At 41.9% G+C, this 16,786-nt stretch carries 16 protein-coding genes, 3 pseudogenes and 1 other annotated feature; all 19 genes and pseudogenes read left to right on the top strand.

What is annotated here, in order from left to right:
* The first annotated feature begins 9 nt into the window (after positions 1-9).
* Entirely contained in the window at positions 10-447 is a 438-nt protein-coding gene (locus tag ACXAF2_RS05275; RefSeq protein ID WP_475137657.1) for a type II secretion system protein, read from the top strand.
* 100 nt (positions 448-547) lie between these two features.
* A complete protein-coding gene (locus tag ACXAF2_RS05270) occupies positions 548-1,528 on the top strand; it encodes an SPOR domain-containing protein (protein ID WP_475137656.1) in 981 nt (326 codons plus the stop codon).
* A gap of 184 nt (positions 1,529-1,712) precedes the next feature.
* The gene (locus ACXAF2_RS05265) at positions 1,713-2,285 is read left to right on the top strand and encodes a Maf family protein (protein WP_475137655.1); all 573 of its coding nucleotides are present in this window, start codon (positions 1,713-1,715) and stop codon (positions 2,283-2,285) included.
* Between the two features lie 67 nt (positions 2,286-2,352).
* Positions 2,353-2,826 (top strand): annotated as a pseudogene (radC, locus tag ACXAF2_RS05260) (RadC family protein); the annotation flags it as partial.
* Between the two features lie 561 nt (positions 2,827-3,387).
* Positions 3,388-5,199, top strand: a pseudogene (gene ltrA, locus ACXAF2_RS05255) (group II intron reverse transcriptase/maturase).
* Positions 5,200-5,302: 103 nt separating this feature from the next.
* Positions 5,303-5,506 (top strand): annotated as a pseudogene (locus ACXAF2_RS05250) (JAB domain-containing protein); the annotation flags it as partial.
* A gap of 251 nt (positions 5,507-5,757) precedes the next feature.
* On the top strand, positions 5,758-6,765 hold the full coding sequence (locus ACXAF2_RS05245) for a rod shape-determining protein (RefSeq protein ID WP_149156332.1): 1,008 nt from the start codon (positions 5,758-5,760) through the stop codon (positions 6,763-6,765).
* A 165-nt stretch (positions 6,766-6,930) separates the two neighbouring features.
* Entirely contained in the window at positions 6,931-7,818 is an 888-nt protein-coding gene (mreC, locus tag ACXAF2_RS05240; protein ID WP_148969816.1) for a rod shape-determining protein MreC, read from the top strand.
* Complete coding sequence (gene mreD, locus ACXAF2_RS05235; protein ID WP_187443294.1) at positions 7,808-8,329, top strand: rod shape-determining protein MreD; 522 nt, start codon at positions 7,808-7,810, stop codon at positions 8,327-8,329. The genes mreC and mreD overlap by 11 nt, the downstream gene beginning before the upstream one ends.
* Positions 8,330-8,414: 85 nt before the next feature.
* Entirely contained in the window at positions 8,415-9,095 is a 681-nt protein-coding gene (gene minC / locus ACXAF2_RS05230) for a septum site-determining protein MinC (RefSeq protein WP_475137654.1), read from the top strand.
* A gap of 1 nt (position 9,096) precedes the next feature.
* Complete coding sequence (gene minD, locus ACXAF2_RS05225; RefSeq protein WP_113969491.1) at positions 9,097-9,900, top strand: septum site-determining protein MinD; 804 nt, start codon at positions 9,097-9,099, stop codon at positions 9,898-9,900.
* A gap of 251 nt (positions 9,901-10,151) precedes the next feature.
* Positions 10,152-10,919 (top strand): peptidoglycan DD-metalloendopeptidase family protein, encoded by a 768-nt coding sequence (locus ACXAF2_RS05220; RefSeq protein ID WP_475137653.1) that lies wholly within the window; start codon positions 10,152-10,154, stop codon positions 10,917-10,919.
* Positions 10,912-11,778 (top strand): M50 family metallopeptidase, encoded by an 867-nt coding sequence (locus ACXAF2_RS05215; protein ID WP_475137652.1) that lies wholly within the window; start codon positions 10,912-10,914, stop codon positions 11,776-11,778. The genes ACXAF2_RS05220 and ACXAF2_RS05215 overlap by 8 nt, the downstream gene beginning before the upstream one ends.
* A 100-nt stretch (positions 11,779-11,878) precedes the next feature.
* The gene (locus ACXAF2_RS05210; RefSeq protein ID WP_475137651.1) at positions 11,879-13,324 is read left to right on the top strand and encodes an Rne/Rng family ribonuclease; all 1,446 of its coding nucleotides are present in this window, start codon (positions 11,879-11,881) and stop codon (positions 13,322-13,324) included.
* A 67-nt stretch (positions 13,325-13,391) separates the two neighbouring features.
* Positions 13,392-13,470: a sequence feature (ribosomal protein L21 leader region), on the top strand.
* A gap of 12 nt (positions 13,471-13,482) precedes the next feature.
* A complete protein-coding gene (rplU, locus tag ACXAF2_RS05205; RefSeq protein WP_034757222.1) occupies positions 13,483-13,791 on the top strand; it encodes a 50S ribosomal protein L21 in 309 nt (102 codons plus the stop codon).
* Between the two features lie 11 nt (positions 13,792-13,802).
* Positions 13,803-14,138, top strand: a complete 336-nt coding sequence (locus tag ACXAF2_RS05200) for a ribosomal-processing cysteine protease Prp (protein ID WP_148995822.1) — start codon at positions 13,803-13,805, stop codon at positions 14,136-14,138.
* A gap of 12 nt (positions 14,139-14,150) precedes the next feature.
* Positions 14,151-14,441 carry a 50S ribosomal protein L27 gene (gene rpmA, locus ACXAF2_RS05195; RefSeq protein WP_044339518.1) on the top strand — a complete coding sequence of 97 codons (291 nt, stop codon included), beginning with the start codon at positions 14,151-14,153 and terminating at the stop codon, positions 14,439-14,441.
* Positions 14,442-14,798: 357 nt separating this feature from the next.
* Complete coding sequence (locus ACXAF2_RS05190; RefSeq protein WP_475137650.1) at positions 14,799-15,332, top strand: Spo0B C-terminal domain-containing protein; 534 nt, start codon at positions 14,799-14,801, stop codon at positions 15,330-15,332.
* 32 nt (positions 15,333-15,364) lie between these two features.
* On the top strand, positions 15,365-16,651 hold the full coding sequence (gene obgE, locus ACXAF2_RS05185) for a GTPase ObgE (protein ID WP_475137649.1): 1,287 nt from the start codon (positions 15,365-15,367) through the stop codon (positions 16,649-16,651).
* Positions 16,652-16,786: the final 135 nt, after the last annotated feature.

Raw genomic sequence — 16,786 nt, 5'->3', positions numbered from 1 at the left:
CTGATGTAAATGCGTGAAAATGAAAAAGGATATACTCTAGTAGAATTACTGGCTGTGATTGTCATACTGGGAGTCATAGCTGTCATCGCTGTTTTAGCGATTAACAATCTGATTGAAAAATCTAAGAAACAGGCGTTTGTGGCAAACGCTCTTACGATGAAAAGTTCAGCGCAATACTATGCGAAGGATGCCATGCTTCAAGAGAAGGTAACGGGTAAGATTACGTATGAAGAATTGATAGATGCTCAATTGATTGAACCGATCTTGGATCCGCATTCTAAAACAGTCATGGCACCGGATGAATCCTCTTATGTTTTGGCTGATGGGGAGAGTGTGATATCCATCTGTTTATTGGGGGAAGAGTATAATCTCTGTACAAATGTAGATGGAGATAAAGAAGAAATACCGTTTTCTACCCTTTCAGTTCAATCCCTGCAGAAAAACTAAAAAATTTGACGAAAACCTGTTAGGACAAGACGACAAAAGTCTTGTTCTTTTTTTTATTGGATGTGATAGCATGGAAAAAAATAGATGAAGGAGGGTGGCGATGATGAATAATAAAAGAGACGAAGATAAAAAGATATCTATTAAAATTAATGGTGAAAAAACAAATTTCAACGAAGATCTTCTTGTGTATGATTGGAAGCTGGGGGAGTCTGAAGCAGCTGCCGGGGAGGAAGCGGAAGACAATGGGTTCGATTGGGTCCTTCCCGACGATGAGGAAGCCAAGCCTCCAAAGGAATATAAAAAAATCAATTATGTGACAGGGAACAAAAAGAAGCACAAGTCGTTCAAAAATCCATTCCAGGATTCTGTTAACCTTCTAATGTCGATAATTGGTGCGGTTGTGGTTGGGGCGGTGCTGGGGTTCGGCACGCTTAAAGTCATTACGACAACAGATGGTCCTTCGACGCCGGCGGCAACGTTGCAAGATACGACAGCAGAAGGAAATACGGAAGGGAACCAGTCCGTTTCGGCTGTTGAATTACAGGATTTCTCAACGTCGATTCTTCAAGGCGGTGTGTTTTCATCAGAGGAATCTCTGAATGCCATGAAAGACAGCTTAGCTGGAAAAGGGTTGAGCAGTGCTAGTGTGGAAAAGGATGGACAATTCTTTCTAATTGTGGGTGTTTCGGGAGATATAGAAACAGCCCAATCACTTGGGGCAGAATTGAAAGAACAAGGGGTAGACGTTTTTGCGAAAGATTTTGTATTTGGAGCTAAAGGAATAAATGCTTCAAAGGAAGAGAAATCCTTATTGGAAAAGGGAAATGGGCTCTACAACACATTAGCTATGGAGAGCAGCAGTGCAATGACCGGTGGGACGCCTGACGAAAAAACGATCCAAACCATTCAATCCGGAGTGAAGGAACTGGAAGGAATCAAGGTGGGTCAAGATTCCATAGCCTCTATGAAAGAGTCCTTAGTCAATGCAGGGAATCTTGCGGCAGGGATGAAGACCCCGGAGGATGCCCAAAAAGTTCAGGAAGAGCTATTATCCTACCTGCAACATTACAGTGGATTATAATTTCGACTGTATTAGACTATTTTCTAGGAAATAAACTTATATCGAAAATAGTGCCTCTCTCATTTTGTCAGATCAAGCTTACTGACCGTAAGAGGGAGGCTCTATTTTTACTTGTTTAAAGAGGCGGATTTTGGTAGTATAGTCATGTATCTCCCAATTTCTACTCTGAAAGGATTGGTATGGTTTGTCCAACCTCATACTCGCTTCACAATCTCCTCGTCGAAAAGAACTTCTGCAACAAATTCAACTTTCTTTTTCCGTTATAAGCTCTACAGTTGAGGAAACTTTTTCACCAGATTTAATGCCCCATGAAGTCGTCATGTATCTTGCCGGAAAAAAAGCGAAAGAAATCTCAATCCAATACCCCAACCACTATGTGATCGGTTCAGACACCGTCGTAGCCAAGGATGACCGGATTCTGGGTAAACCGGAATCTAAAAAGGAAGCGAAAGAAATGCTATCAATGCTTTCCGGTTCTACTCATTCTGTCTACACGGGGGTTGCCATTCTGCATGGTGACATGGAGGAACTCTTTTATGAAAAAACGGAGGTAACGTTTTGGGAGTTGACTTCAAAAGAGATCGACGATTATATTGCATCTGAAGAACCTTTTGATAAAGCCGGTTCATATGGTATTCAAGGAATCGGAGCGAAATTTGTCAAAGAAATTAAAGGCGATTATTTCTCCGTCGTTGGTTTACCCATCTCACGAGTGAATCGTGTTTTACTTGAAATGGGCTATCTTCAACCAGAGTGACTCCCGAGCGTACCAAAAGGAGGAACCAATGGTTAAAACAATACCTCATCAAGAAGAAAACAGGCTTATGATCCGGGATTTCCCTCAGGACGAAAGACCACGGGAAAGACTGATTCAAAGCGGGGCAGCAAGCCTGTCCAATCAGGAACTGCTGGCTATCTTACTCCGGACCGGGACAAAATCCGAGTCTGTTCTGCAACTGTCCAACCGGCTGCTCAATCACTTTGATGGATTGAATCTATTAAAGGATGCTTCCCTGGAAGAGATTACGAAAACGAAGGGAATCGGACTTGCAAAGGCGGTTCAAATCATGGCAGCCGTCGAATTCGGTCGGAGAATCAGCAACTTGGCTTTTGATGACAGATATAGTATCCGTTCCCCCGAAGACGGAGCCAATTATGTCATGAACGATATGAGATTTTTGGCCCAGGAGCATTTTGTATGCTTATACCTCAACACAAAGAATCAAGTTCTCCACAAACAAACCATCTTTATTGGAAGTCTGAATGCTTCCATCGTGCACCCCCGGGAGGTCGTGCGCCCATAAGGGCATTTAGAAAATCTGTTTTGGCAAAACAGTAGGGAAATATCACATTCAATACCCTATCGTCAGCCAACTTATCCGTGAAGGAAACTAAGCGGGGAGTGTAGCATGTTGGCAAAGCCATAAGTTTCCTAGTTACCAAGGAACGACTGAATGGCGAGATGAAAGTTCATAGACAAGGATGAAAGCTGAATTGCTTGAATGATAGCTCAAGGAGGACTACGGGGACCTTCAGCGGGAGGTAACGATTAACGCTGTATGAAGTATGCATGCTTCTTAAAAACTTCGAAAAGCATGAAGTGATAATACTTCATCCAACTTCTATATGGAAGAAACGAGTGAAAGTCACATCCGAAACTATGAAATGCTATGTTTCTATATGTCTAAATGGGGATTGCCTAAGTTGGAGCGCCAAATATGGCTATGACAACTGTGTCTGAATATCCGATATGGCAACGGAGTTCTCGTAGTAGTCCGAGATAGGGAAAGCTTATCACATGGCGAAGGAGAACAGTTTATCTAGTTTAATTACCAAATTGGGAAGGAGCGAGAGGCTCCATGAGAAATCCAAAAGTAGTGTTAAACAGTCTAACTTCCAAAGCACAAGATGATGCGTATATCTTTGAAAGATTATATCGAAATCTGTATAATATCGAGTTCTATCTAGAAGCCTATGCCAAACTTTACCCTAATAAAGGGAGTAACACAAAAGGTGTTAATAATGACACAATCGATGGTATGAGTTTAGAAAGAATCGAGCGTTTAATCGAAAAACTAAAGGAACAAACATATCAACCAAAACCAGCGCGTAGAACATATATCCCAAAGAAAAACGGTAAAACACGACCTTTGGGTATTCCGACTTTTGAGGATAAACTAGTGCAAGAAGTTGTTCGGCGAATCTTAGAAAGTATCTACGAACCTCAATTTTCAAATCATTCACATGGTTTTCGACCAAATCGTAGCTGTCACACTGCCTTAAAAGAAATTCGAAATACTTTTACGGGTACGAGATGGTTTATTGAAGGTGACATAAAAGGTTTCTTTGATCACATTGACCATCATGTATTAGTTGGACTTTTACGGAAGCGCATTAAGGATGAAAAATTAATTAATTTAATTTGGAAATTCTTAAGGGCAGGTTATGTAGAAGATTGGACTTTTCATAAAACCTACAGTGGGACACCACAAGGTGGAATCATTAGTCCGCTACTTTCGAATATTTATCTGCATGAATTAGATAAAATTGCTGAAGGATTTGCAGAAGCCTTTAACAAAGGCGAAAAACGAAAGCATAATCTTGTTTATCATAACCTAGCATCAAAAATTAATCATCGCAAAAGTAAAAATAAACGTGATTCGGAACGACTAACCAAAGAAGAAAAAGCTGACAGGCTGGGAGAATTAAAAGCTCTGTACAAAAAACTGCAAAGCCATGATAGCAAAGACCTTTTTGACCCAAACTATCGTCGAATGAAATATGTAAGGTACGCGGATGATTTTATTATCGGTGTCATTGGTAGTAAAAAGGAAGCTGAACAAATCAAGATAGATTTAACAGAATACCTTGCAGAAAATCTCAAATTGGAATTAAGTGCTGAAAAAACGTTGATAACACATAGTGAGAAAAACGCTAGATTTTTAGGATACGATATACGAGTAGCAAGAGATTGGCATAGAATGAAAATGTCAAATGGTACAAAGAAACGAAAGTTTAACTATCAAACAAAACTATTCGTTCCTCATGAAAAATACATCAAAAAACTCATCGATTTAGGTGCATTGAAAATTGGCAGTAACAATGGCTGGAAACCTGTTCATCGTCCCTATCTAGTGCATAATGATGACCTTGAAATTCTTCGTACGTATAATGCGGAAATTGTGGGATTATATAATTACTATCGCCTAGCAAGTAATGCTCATGTCCTTCAGTCTTTTAGGCAAACAATGAAATACAGCATGATTAAAACGTATGCCAATAAATACAAGAGTACCGTCAGTAAAATTATTTCAAAATTTAAAATAAACGGGAAATTAGGTATGCGTTATATAACGAAGGATGGTCCTAAAATCGCCTATTTTACGGAACAACGAATGGAAAAGAACTCGGAAAATAAAAAACAGTCAATGGATATAATCGAAAATACAATCGTTTACGGTGGCAGAACAAGTCTCATTGAACGCCTTTCAGCTGAATAATGTGAGTGGTGTGGTGCAGAAAATGTTCCATTGGAGATTCATCATGTCAACAAGCTTAAGAATTTGAAAGGCAAGAAACGATGGGAACAATTCATGATTGCAAGAAATCGTAAGACTATTGCAATGTGTGTGAAATGCCACCATGACTTACACAATGGAAAGTTAGATTGATAAATGGAAAGCCGTATACTTTGAGAGGAGTACGTACGGTTTGGAGGGAAGTTTTCGGAAACCTGCTCAGGTAACTAAGCAAGGCGCCGGGTGCTTACCCTACTTTAAAGAAGCCTTCCGACGATCCGCCGCATCGATCATTTGTATTCATAACCATCCATCCGGGGATCCGACTCCAAGCAGAGAAGATATAGAAGTGACAAAAAGATTAGTGGAATGTGGTCGAATCATTGGTATTGATATACTCGATCATCTTATAATAGGGGAGAAGAAGTTTATCAGTTTAAAGGAAAAAGGGTATTTATGACACTATGATTTTTTTCCTGGTTGCGATATAATTAAGCTTATGATTTTTACAAACAATATGATGATTCAATATAACGCAGTCTTTGAAAAAAGAGTCATTCTTCAAGGGAATGAGTCTTTTCGTTATGCATGAACGTACAACTATTGTGACGAAAATTACGAGGATAGAGAGTGATTGGACAACTCTCCTGTGAAAACACATATAAAACGTTAAAAACCAGCCAATTTGTATCAGAAAGGGAGATACCATTCATGTTTGGAACGAAAGATTTAGGGATTGATTTAGGAACAGCTAACACTTTGGTGTACTTAAAAGGCAAGGGGATTGTCGTTCGCGAACCTTCTGTTGTCGCACTTCAAACAGATAACAAGCATATCGTTGCAGTCGGAAATGACGCTAAGAACATGATCGGTAGAACACCGGGAAATGTCGTGGCTCTTCGCCCGATGAAAGATGGGGTAATCGCTGATTACGAAACAACAGCCACGATGATGAAGTATTACATAAGACAAGCGACACGGAATAAAGGAGCTTTTTCCCGAAAGCCTTACGTCATGGTTTGTGTACCTTCAGGCATTACCGGTGTGGAAGAAAGAGCGGTCATTGATGCAACAAGACAGGCAGGAGCAAGAGATGCTTACACGATCGAAGAGCCATTTGCCGCTGCAATTGGTGCAAACCTGCCAGTATGGGAACCGACTGGAAGTATGGTCGTGGATATCGGTGGGGGAACGACGGAAGTAGCCATCATCTCTTTAGGAGGGATTGTGACAAGTCAGTCGATCCGTGTTGCCGGGGATGAGATGGATGATGCCATCATCAACTATATCCGCAAAACGTATAACCTGATGATCGGGGACCGTACAGCGGAGACGATCAAAATGGAAGTCGGTTCTGCCGGTGATTCTGAAGGAATTGAAGCAATGGAGATTCGCGGACGTGACCTTCTGACCGGTTTACCGAAAACGATCGAAGTAACGGCGATCGAAATTGCATCTGCTCTTCATGATACCGTATACACGATTGTTGATGCCGTTAAGAGTACATTAGAAAAAACACCGCCAGAACTCGCGGCTGACATCATGGACAGAGGAATTGTCCTGACAGGTGGCGGGGCGCTTCTTCGTAATCTTGACAAAGTCATCAGTGATGAAACGAAAATGCCGGTCCTGATTGCAGAGGAGCCTCTGGATTGTGTGGCAATCGGTACCGGGAAAGCCCTTGACCACATCCATCTATTTAAAAATCGAGGAAAATAAACATAAATAATGAATGGGGGGACGTTTCCTTAAGGATGATTGGTTAGCCTTAAGGTCGGCCCCATCTTTTTTCGAACAACCATGAATATTTTGACGAATGATATCAAAAATAAACGATTTTTGATATAGTATTTACTAGAATGAGAAAAGGTTGAGGTGTACATCATGCCACAATTCTTCCTGAATAAACGTTTGATCATTCTGCTCGTCAGTGTCATCGTCCTTGTTGGATTAATCGGATTTTCTTTGCGGGAGCGAGATAGCATCAGCTGGCCTGAGCAGTTTGTAAAAGATATGGTAGGATTCGGACAGTCATTGGTTTCAAAACCTGTTAACTATGTAGCGGGAGTTGTTGAAAACGTTCAAGATCTTCAAAATACATACACAGAAAACGAAAAATTAAAAACACGTTTAGATGAATTAGTGAAGCTTGAAACAAAGGTGAAAGACCTGAAACAAGATAATAATGAATTAAGGGCGGTCCTTGAAAAGAAGGAAGACCTTCGTGCCTATAACACGATTCAAGCTACCGTCATTGCAAGGAACCCTGATCGCTGGCAAGAGCTCCTGACGATTGATAAAGGAGAAGTAAACGGGATTAAGTCAGACATGGCCGTCATTTCATCGGCTGGATTGATCGGAAAGATTAAAAGCGTAAATGAATTTTCGTCTACAGTTGAATTAATTTCGACCAATAATACAAAAAACCGTATTTCCACTGTGATACAAGGGAAAGAACAAGACATCAACGGCTGGATTGAAGGGTACGACAGTGATAAAAAAGAAATTCTGGTTAAGCGGATTTCCAACGATATGAAAGTCGACAAAGGCTCTAAAGTGATGACATCGGGACTTGGAGGAGTATTCCCTAAGGGGCTGGTCATCGGGGAAGTGAAAGAAGTGAAGCCGGATCAATACGGGTTGACTCAAACGGCATATGTAAAGCCTGCTGCTGATTTCTATCACTTGGAGCACGTCATGGTCATCGACCGTGACATCCAGGGTGTGACGGAACAGGAAGCGGATGCTGAGGAGGATGGCAATGATCAGTAGGCTCCTCCTTCCGTTTATGACCCTGCTTTTCTTTTACAGTGAGAGTTTATTTGTTCATCTTTTTCCAAATGAAGAGTGGTTTGATCAGAAAATCATAGTTCCTCATTTTCTGATTATCGTGCTGTTCTTTATTTGTGCGTTTTATCAATACCGCACTGCATTGCTTTATGGATTCATCTTTGGCTTTCTATTTGATATTTATTACACAGAAATCAATGGGATTTACTTAGTGCTCTTCCCATTTGTCATCTTTTTATCTCACCAGATGATGAGGGTTTTACATAACAACCTCTTTGTATTGGGAATTATTTCACTTGTGAACCTTTCCGTACTGGAGTTTTTGGTGTATCAAATCAATTTAATTATCCAACGGACTGATTTGACGTTTATGCAGTTCGTGGACTGGCGTTTGTGGCCGACATTGGTCCTTAATATAGTGTTTTATTTAGTTGTGGCATTTCCACTCAGGAACTATCTTCTCCGAAAACGGAAAGAGTGGCTGGATGAATAAATTCGATTAGTAATTTTTTCATAAAAAGAGGAAATGGCACTGCTTATGTCGAATTTAATAGACGACTGAGGTGAAAAATTGCGCCATGAATAAAAAGCCAAATGTGATGATAAAAGGAACAAAAGAAGGATTGACCCTTCATCTCAATGATCAATGCTCCTTTCATGAGTTAAAGAAGGAATTGGACGATAAGCTGTCTGCACATTACCGGGAAACAGAAGGGACTCCCCTGCTCACGGTCAATATCCAGACAGGAAATCGCTACCTGACGGATGATCAAGCAGAAGAGTTGAAAGAGATCGTAAGGCAAAAACGTAACTTAGTAGTAAATGAAGTATGGAGTAATGTGATTACAAAGAATGAAGCAGAGAAACTCATAGATGAACGAAATATAGAAACTCTAACCGGCGTGATCCGATCGGGACAAGTCGTGGAAGTGTCAGGAGACATCCTTATTGTCGGCGATGTCAATCCTGGCGGCAAAGTGCTGGCTGGAGGGAATATTTACATATTGGGTTCGTTGAAGGGAATTGCCCATGCAGGCCACAACGGAAACATGGAGGCTGTCATTGTAGCATCCAAAATGGTTCCGTCCCAGCTCCGGATAGGAGACTCCCTGAACAGGGCACCTGATTGGGTGGAAGAAGATGATGAGCACGAAATGGAATGTGCTTATGTCGATGGTCAGGGACAAATTGTTGTAGATCGATTACAAGTTTTAAAGCATCTTAGACCAAATATTACTAGTTTTAAAGGAGGAAGCTAATGTGGGTGAAGCCATAGTTGTTACTTCAGGTAAAGGTGGAGTGGGAAAGACGACTACTTCTGCCAATGTTGGTACAGCATTAGCTCTACAAGGCAAAAAGGTTTGTTTAATTGATACAGATATCGGCCTCAGAAACCTCGATGTGGTGATGGGACTCGAAAACAGAATCATTTATGACTTAGTAGACGTTGTAGAGGGCCGCTGTAAAGTACATCAAGCTCTAGTAAAAGATAAGCGTTTCGAGGATAAACTATTTTTACTGCCAGCTGCACAAACAAGTGATAAATCCGCTGTTAACCCTGAGCAAATGAAGAAGCTAGTAGTAGATTTAAAGCAAGACTATGATTATATCATTATTGATTGTCCTGCGGGGATCGAGCAGGGGTATAAGAATGCTGTGGCAGGTGCCGATCGTGCGATTGTCGTCACGACACCGGAAATTTCAGCCGTGCGTGATGCGGATCGAATCATCGGTTTGCTGGAGAAAGAGAATATTGAACCACCGAAGCTCGTCATTAACCGCATACGCAATCATATGATGAAAAATGGTGAAATGTTGGATGTGGATGAAATCACAGCCCATCTTTCCATCGACCTTCTAGGTATTGTTGCCGACGACGATAATGTGATTAAATCTTCCAATAAAGGTGAGCCCATCGCTCTGGATTCAACAAGCAAAGCCTCCATTTCCTACCGGAATATTGCTAGACGAATCCTTGGTGAGTCGGTTCCGTTACAGTCTTTGGAAGAAGAACGGGCAGGAGTCTTTTCAAGAATTAAAAAATTATTCGGTGTAAAAGCATAAGAATCAATTCAATCCCGGTAAAGCGCATCGAGCGTTTTACCGGGATTTTTTTAATTTTCCCCATGAATATTCTTTCAGGACAAGTCATACATTGTAGCAAATCATGTGTAATCGAATGGATCACTTTTTCATTAGGATCTAACACCCTTGTCCCTCATCATGACCAGAACCATTTAGTATAGAATCACTCTTGAACGTGGTGGTGCTCAGACGTTTAAGAAACAATACCTTATAAAAAAGGAATGGTGTACATGGGGAATCGTGCGGATGAAATACGTAAGAGGATAGCGAAACGAAAGAAAATGAATTCAGGTGAGAACACTTCATACTTTCTCCCATCGGACGAGGAGCGCTATGGTATGGAACGGCAGACAAGCTTTGAAGGGGGACCGCCACCTGAGGGAGTGCATCCATTATTTAAGAAGGAAACCTTTATGCTTAAAATTCTTGGAGCTGGAATCATGGTATTAGTGACGGCAATTATGTTTAAGAGTCCTTCACCTGTATTCAATGAAGCGAAATCCGTTGTCACGAAAACCATGGACACAGAATTCCAGTTTGCCGCCATTTCCACATGGTATGAGGACCAATTCGGAAAACCATTAGCGTTATTACCGACTAGTAATACCAAGAAAGAATCCTCTACTGCACAAAATGCTGAATATGCCGTACCTGCGTCGGGGAAGGTCGTTGAAAATTTTAAAACCAATGGACAAGGCATTATGCTTGAAACGGGCTTAGGTGAAGATGTAGCGGCGATGAAGGGGGGGCTGATTATATTTGCAGGCAAGAAAGAAGAGCTGGGGAACACAGTGGTCATTCAACATGCAGACAAATCAGAATCCTGGTATGGTCACCTCGAATCGATTGATGTGAAACAGTATGAATCGATTGAGAAGGGGTCTCTTGTAGGCAAGGTTTCCACCAGCAGCCAGAACGAGGTGACAGGAGAGTTTTATTTCGCGATTAAAATGGGTGATGAATTTATCGACCCGATACAGGTGATGTCATTTGACTAATATCATTTCACTTTTGAAAAAATTTCATGTTCACCCTTTGCTGTGGCTGGTCATAGCCATTGCGATTATGACGGCTCACTTTTTTGAACTGATACTGCTTCTCTTCATCATTACGATTCATGAATTGGGACATGGACTGATGGCCCATTCTTTTTCCTGGAGAGTAAAGAAAATCGCACTGCTTCCTTTTGGTGGGGTTGCGGAGATGGATGAGCATGGGAACCGTTCTTTGCGTGAGGAGTTCTGGGTGGTGGCTGCAGGTCCCTTGCAGCACATATGGCTCATAGCTTCAGGTTGGGGACTCTTGGAGACCGACGTGATCAGCCCGGACTCATTTTCGCTTTTTTTTCAGTTGAATATGATGGTGCTGCTGTTTAATCTTCTGCCCATTTGGCCGTTGGATGGAGGGAAGCTGGTTTCCTTGCTGTTGGCTACGAAGCTTAATTATTTGAGAGCGTATGAATACACGCTTCTCTTTTCTTTTGGTTTACTATTGCTGTTCCACCTGGTTGTACTCATCATCGCTCCCCTTCATCTGAATCTGTGGATCGTTTTATCGTTCCTGTACTTTTCATTATGGGTGGACTGGAAACAGAGGCGGTATGCGTTTATGAAATTTTTGTTAGAACGGTATTATGGGAAGAGTCATCAATTTATGGAACTGCGGCCACTTTCCATTGAAAGCGAAGACTCCATCATTACCGTAGTGGAGAAGTTTCAGCGGGGGGTAAAGCATCCCCTCGTTGTCTTCGAAAAAGGAATTGAAGTAGGGAAGCTGGATGAAAATGAGCTCCTGCACGCCTTTTTTGCCGAAAAAATGACCTCGGCCAAAACGAAGGATCTCCTCTACCTTTATTGACGAATGTACACGAACTGTATAAAGTAAGGACATACTGGTAAAAGGGTTGGAATCAACCCTTTTTTCTTATGACTTTTTTCGTGGGAAAGGGGTTTTCGGTGTGGAAGAAATCATTGTACACAGTAAGGGCAGGGAAAAACGGTGGGTATACCGATCAGATAATGAAATCATTGGATTATATACATATCAGCCTGGAGAGGAAAGCTTAACAGGCAATATTTATCTTGGAAGAGTCGTCAAGGTTCAAAAAGGACTGGGTGCGGCATTTGTTGATTTCGGCGGGGGTAAAAATGGCTATCTTCATGAAAAAGACTTTCCGCAAAACATAGAGGCATACCATGCGGGAAACGATCCTCATCCCATTGGAAAGTGCGTGCATGAAGGGCAAAAAATCATCGTGCAGGTCATGAAGGATGAGATGGGAACGAAGGGAGCAAGATTGACGGCCGTTATCGAGCTCAAAGGGGAACATCTTGTGTACATGCCACAAGGGTATTATGTGGCGGTATCTAAAAAGGTGGATGAAATAAACAGGAAGGTCTTAAGGCGCTTAGGGAATGAGTGGAAACAACCTGAAGAAGGCATTGTGATGCGCACCAATGCTGCTGAAGTGAGGAAAGGAGCGTTACAAGAGGAACTGCACTCATTACGTACAAGATATGAAAGCCTGGAAAGGGTGTCTCTAAGATCTAAATGTCCTTCACTCTTATCGCGACAGGACACTTTCTATGAAGATCTCCATGAACAACTGAAAAAGGGGAGTGGAGGAAGAATTGTAGTCGATGACTATGAAAGTCTTCTTCATCTAGAAGAAATGAGCGGGGCCGGGATAAAAGATAAGTGGACCTTCGAACTCTATCAAGGCCATGAAAATATACTCCGTCATTATCATGTTTCCTCTGTATGGGAGAACGCACTGAAAAAAGTGGTATGGCTGGATAATGGAGCATTTATTGTTATCGAGTCAACAGAAGCCATGACCGTTGTGGATGTGAATTCAGGAAAGTTTACAGGTAAAGACGATTTGGAACAGACCATTTTACTAACCAATAAACTGGCAGCGAAAGAAATGGCGAAGCAACTCACCCTTCGTAATTTGAGCGGCATGATTCTCATCGATTTTATCGATATGAAAAAGGAAAGTAATAAACAGGAAGTGGTGGATGCACTTTCAGATGCGTTAGTATCGGATAGGCAGCGCACGACGATTGTAGGCTTTACACCCCTTGGCATTCTTGAATTGACACGTAAAAGGACACGTCAGCCCCTGTCAGCCTACTTGACTCGTCCTTGCTCAATCTGTCACGGTACAGGAAGAGAAATGACACCTGAGACGCTTGCATTCCAACTCGAACGTGAGCTGTGGGAAATGCAGGGGGTGGATGGCGCCCTGATTGAAGTGGAAGCGACTGGGGAAGTCGCAACCGTCTTTTCCGGACAACAGAACGTTCACCTTAAAAGAATGGAAAAAGCGTTGGGTAAAGAAATCAAAATGAAAGAAATCACGCATGAACATCCTTATTATCATGTAACAAAGATTATATGAATTTCTTGAATGTTATTGACAGTACATCGATTTTTATGATAGGATTCTAATGTTATTGATTGTAGCACCCGTGCTACAACCGCTCATTACAGGTACAAAAGTGTGGAGCAATCCAACACCTGTCATTGGCGAGTCTGAGTTTATAAGGAGGTGCGATTATGTACGCAATTATCGAAACAGGTGGTAAGCAAATCCGTGTGGAAGCTGGTCAAGCTATCTACATCGAAAAGCTAAACGCTGAACAAGGCGATACGGTAACTTTTGACAAAGTTCTATTCGTTGGTGGTGACGATGTGAAAGTAGGAAGTCCTTTAGTGGATGGAGCTACTGTAACAGCGAAAGTTGAAAAACAAGGCCGCGCGAAAAAGCTTGTAGTATTCAAATACAAAGCGAAAAAGAACTACCGTCGTAAGCAAGGTCACCGTCAACCTTACACTAAAGTTGTCATTGACGAAATCAACGCGTAAGGCGTGATGAAATGATTAACGTTTACGTAGAGCGTTCATCAGGGAAAAGAATCCGTTCTTTCTCTATGGATGGACATGCTGATTTTGCCGAAAATGGGCAAGATATTGTTTGTGCAGGTGCTTCTGCTGTTTCATTTGGCAGTATTAATGCCATTATGGCGTTAACCGGTGTAGAACCGGCCATCGAGCAATCCTCTGATGGTGGATATCTTCGCTGTGTCATCCCTGATGATCTACCGGAAGAAACAGAGAGCAAGATTCAGCTGCTACTGGATAGCATGCTTATCAGCCTCCAAACGATTGAAAGAGACTATAGTGATTTTATTAAAATAACCTTCAAAAAGTAGGAGGTGGAACAGATGTTAAGATTAGACCTTCAGTTTTTTGCGTCTAAAAAAGGAGTAGGTTCGACTAAAAATGGTCGTGACTCTATCTCAAAGCGTCTTGGTGCTAAGCGTGCAGACGGTCAAATGGTTACTGGTGGATCAATTCTTTACCGTCAACGCGGTACAAAAATTTATCCAGGCCTAAACGTCGGCCGTGGTGGCGACGATACACTTTTCGCTAAAACCGACGGTGTTGTTCGTTTCGAACGCATGGGTCGTGACAAGAAAAAAGTGAGCGTATACCCAGTTGCGAATGAAGCTTAATCGCATATCTTTAACGAAAACTCTAACCGACTTTCGGTTAGAGTTTTATTTTTATCGGGGATATGGGGGAGTGCTCGGATTTATTGATGCTTCAGACAGATTTAAATTGAATTTGGACTGTTTTTTGCTGAAATTGAGAGACTTTTACTGAGAACTAGGATTAAGATGGAGAGTATTTGATTAAATAGCAGGTGTAAAAGCGATTTATTTTTCAACTTTGACCTATTTATTTTCAAATCCTGAAAATTCAGCAACCCACCTAATCTTCATTCACCACCAATTTTACAGAAACAATATACGCGAGAGTCCCATCTTTGATATACTTACAGGTAGCACTTAAAGTATAGGAGTTAGATTATGAGCGAAAATTGGGGTGTAGTCGAGGCGTTAAGGCATGCTCGCCACGACTGGATGAATGATTTGCAAATAATAAAAGGCAACTTGGATCTTGATCGCGTGGAGCGGGCGAAGCAAGTGATCGAGGAAATGGTTCTCGTTGCACAAAATGAGTCGAAGCTATCGAATTTAAAGCTTCCATTATTGGCAGAATGGATATTAACATATAATTGGTCAAGACATTTGATTAAGCTGGATTTTGAAGTCATTCATTCGGAGTCATCACACGGGCTTGAAGATCGGAGACTTTACAACTGGTGCAAGGAGTTGCTTGAATTCCTTGAATCAAATGTAATGAACAATGTAGAAAATCAATTATCCATCTTACTGGACATTACAAAAGAACAATCCCGTTTTATATTTGATTTCACAGGTATACTAAAGAGTAGAAGCTTGGTGGAAGACTGGATTAAGAATCAACGATCAAACGGAGAAAATATAGAAATAGAACAACTTCAAGAAGAGGTTCTTGTCATTCATGTAGTTGCCCGATGAGGCGATTTCACGGATAAGTTAGGAGTGAGAGTATGTTTATAGATCAGGTCAAGGTTTATACTAAGGGCGGTGACGGCGGAAATGGTATGGTTGCCTTCCGTCGTGAGAAATATGTACCTAAAGGTGGTCCTGCCGGAGGAGATGGCGGTCACGGTGCAGACGTCATTTTTGAAGTGGATGAAGGCTTAAGAACATTGATGGATTTCCGTTATCAGCGTCATTTCAAAGCCACTCGTGGAGAACACGGGATGAGTAAGAATCAGCATGGACGCAATGCGGAAGATATGGTTGTAAAGGTTCCACCTGGAACAGTCGTGAAGGATGATGATACAGGTGAGACGATTGCAGACCTTGTACAGCATGGTCAACGTGCCGTGATTACGAAAGGTGGCCGCGGTGGTAGAGGGAATTCCCGTTTCGCTACGCCTGCCAATCCAGCTCCTGAGCTTTCTGAAAAAGGGGAGCCGGGACAAGAGCGTTATATCGTGATGGAATTGAAGCTACTTGCAGATGTTGGGCTGGTAGGATTCCCGAGCGTAGGGAAATCCACATTGCTTTCAGTTGTTTCAGCTGCCAAGCCGAAGATTGCTTCGTACCATTTCACAACCATCGTTCCGAATCTGGGAATGGTTGAAACAGGAGATGGAAGAAGTTTTGTCATGGCTGATTTGCCTGGGTTAATTGAAGGCGCACATGAAGGTGTTGGACTCGGTCACCAATTCCTGCGTCATATTGAACGTACACGTGTTATTGTTCACGTGATCGATATGAGTGGCATGGAAGGAAGAGATCCATACGAGGATTATCTGACAATCAATGAAGAGCTTAAGCAATATAATCTTCGTTTAACGGAGAGGCCACAAATCATCGTTGCCAATAAAATGGACATGCCTGATTCAGAAGAAAACCTGAAAATTTTCAAAGAGAAACTGCAGGAAGATTTCCCAGTTTTCCCAATCTCAGCTGTTACGCGTCAAGGGCTTAGTGAGCTTCTATATGCGGTAGCTGATAAAGTGGAGACAACTTCTGAATTTCCTATTCATGATGAAGAGGAAACGGGCATTCACCGTGTCCTTTACAAGCATGAAGAAGAAGAGAGAGAATTCGAAATCACTCGTGATCCTGATGGAACATTCGTTGTCAGCGGTGCGAAAATTGAGAGATTGTTCAAGATGACGGACTTCTCCAGGGAAGATTCTACGAGACGATTTGCAAGACAGCTTCGTTCGTACGGAGTGGATGAAGCTCTTCGTGAGCGTGGTGCCGAGAATGGCGACACGATCCGCTTGTTAAAATATGAATTCGAATTTGTCGATTAAGTTTCATCCTTCATCTATTTCAGACAGAAGGGCATGGAAGGCTCTTAATAGCGGACGATGCTCTACAATAGTAAGCTGGGAGGTTTTCAGAGGGGCTTGATCATTGCCCCTGTCCTCTTGAGCCAGACAATTGGA

The organism is Rossellomorea sp. ABR4_004, assembly GCF_056159585.1.
Note: the sequence above shows the minus strand (reverse complement) of the source record. Positions and strands in the feature narration are given on the sequence as shown.

Bases quoted from the DNA above. Each gene is read 5' to 3' on its own strand.
- mreC (WP_148969816.1), top strand. From the start codon at position 6,931: ATGCCACAATTCTTCCTGAATAAACGTTTGATCATTCTGCTCGTCAGT.
- minC (WP_475137654.1), top strand. From the start codon at position 8,415: ATGAATAAAAAGCCAAATGTGATGATAAAAGGAACAAAAGAAGGATTG.
- ACXAF2_RS05200 (WP_148995822.1), top strand. From the start codon at position 13,803: ATGATTAACGTTTACGTAGAGCGTTCATCAGGGAAAAGAATCCGTTCT.
- ACXAF2_RS05270 (WP_475137656.1), top strand. From the start codon at position 548: ATGATGAATAATAAAAGAGACGAAGATAAAAAGATATCTATTAAAATT.
- obgE (WP_475137649.1), top strand. From the start codon at position 15,365: ATGTTTATAGATCAGGTCAAGGTTTATACTAAGGGCGGTGACGGCGGA.
- rplU (WP_034757222.1), top strand. From the start codon at position 13,483: ATGTACGCAATTATCGAAACAGGTGGTAAGCAAATCCGTGTGGAAGCT.
- ACXAF2_RS05275 (WP_475137657.1), top strand. From the start codon at position 10: ATGCGTGAAAATGAAAAAGGATATACTCTAGTAGAATTACTGGCTGTG.
- ACXAF2_RS05245 (WP_149156332.1), top strand. From the start codon at position 5,758: ATGTTTGGAACGAAAGATTTAGGGATTGATTTAGGAACAGCTAACACT.
- mreD (WP_187443294.1), top strand. From the start codon at position 7,808: ATGATCAGTAGGCTCCTCCTTCCGTTTATGACCCTGCTTTTCTTTTAC.
- rpmA (WP_044339518.1), top strand. From the start codon at position 14,151: ATGTTAAGATTAGACCTTCAGTTTTTTGCGTCTAAAAAAGGAGTAGGT.
- ACXAF2_RS05220 (WP_475137653.1), top strand. From the start codon at position 10,152: ATGGGGAATCGTGCGGATGAAATACGTAAGAGGATAGCGAAACGAAAG.
- ACXAF2_RS05190 (WP_475137650.1), top strand. From the start codon at position 14,799: ATGAGCGAAAATTGGGGTGTAGTCGAGGCGTTAAGGCATGCTCGCCAC.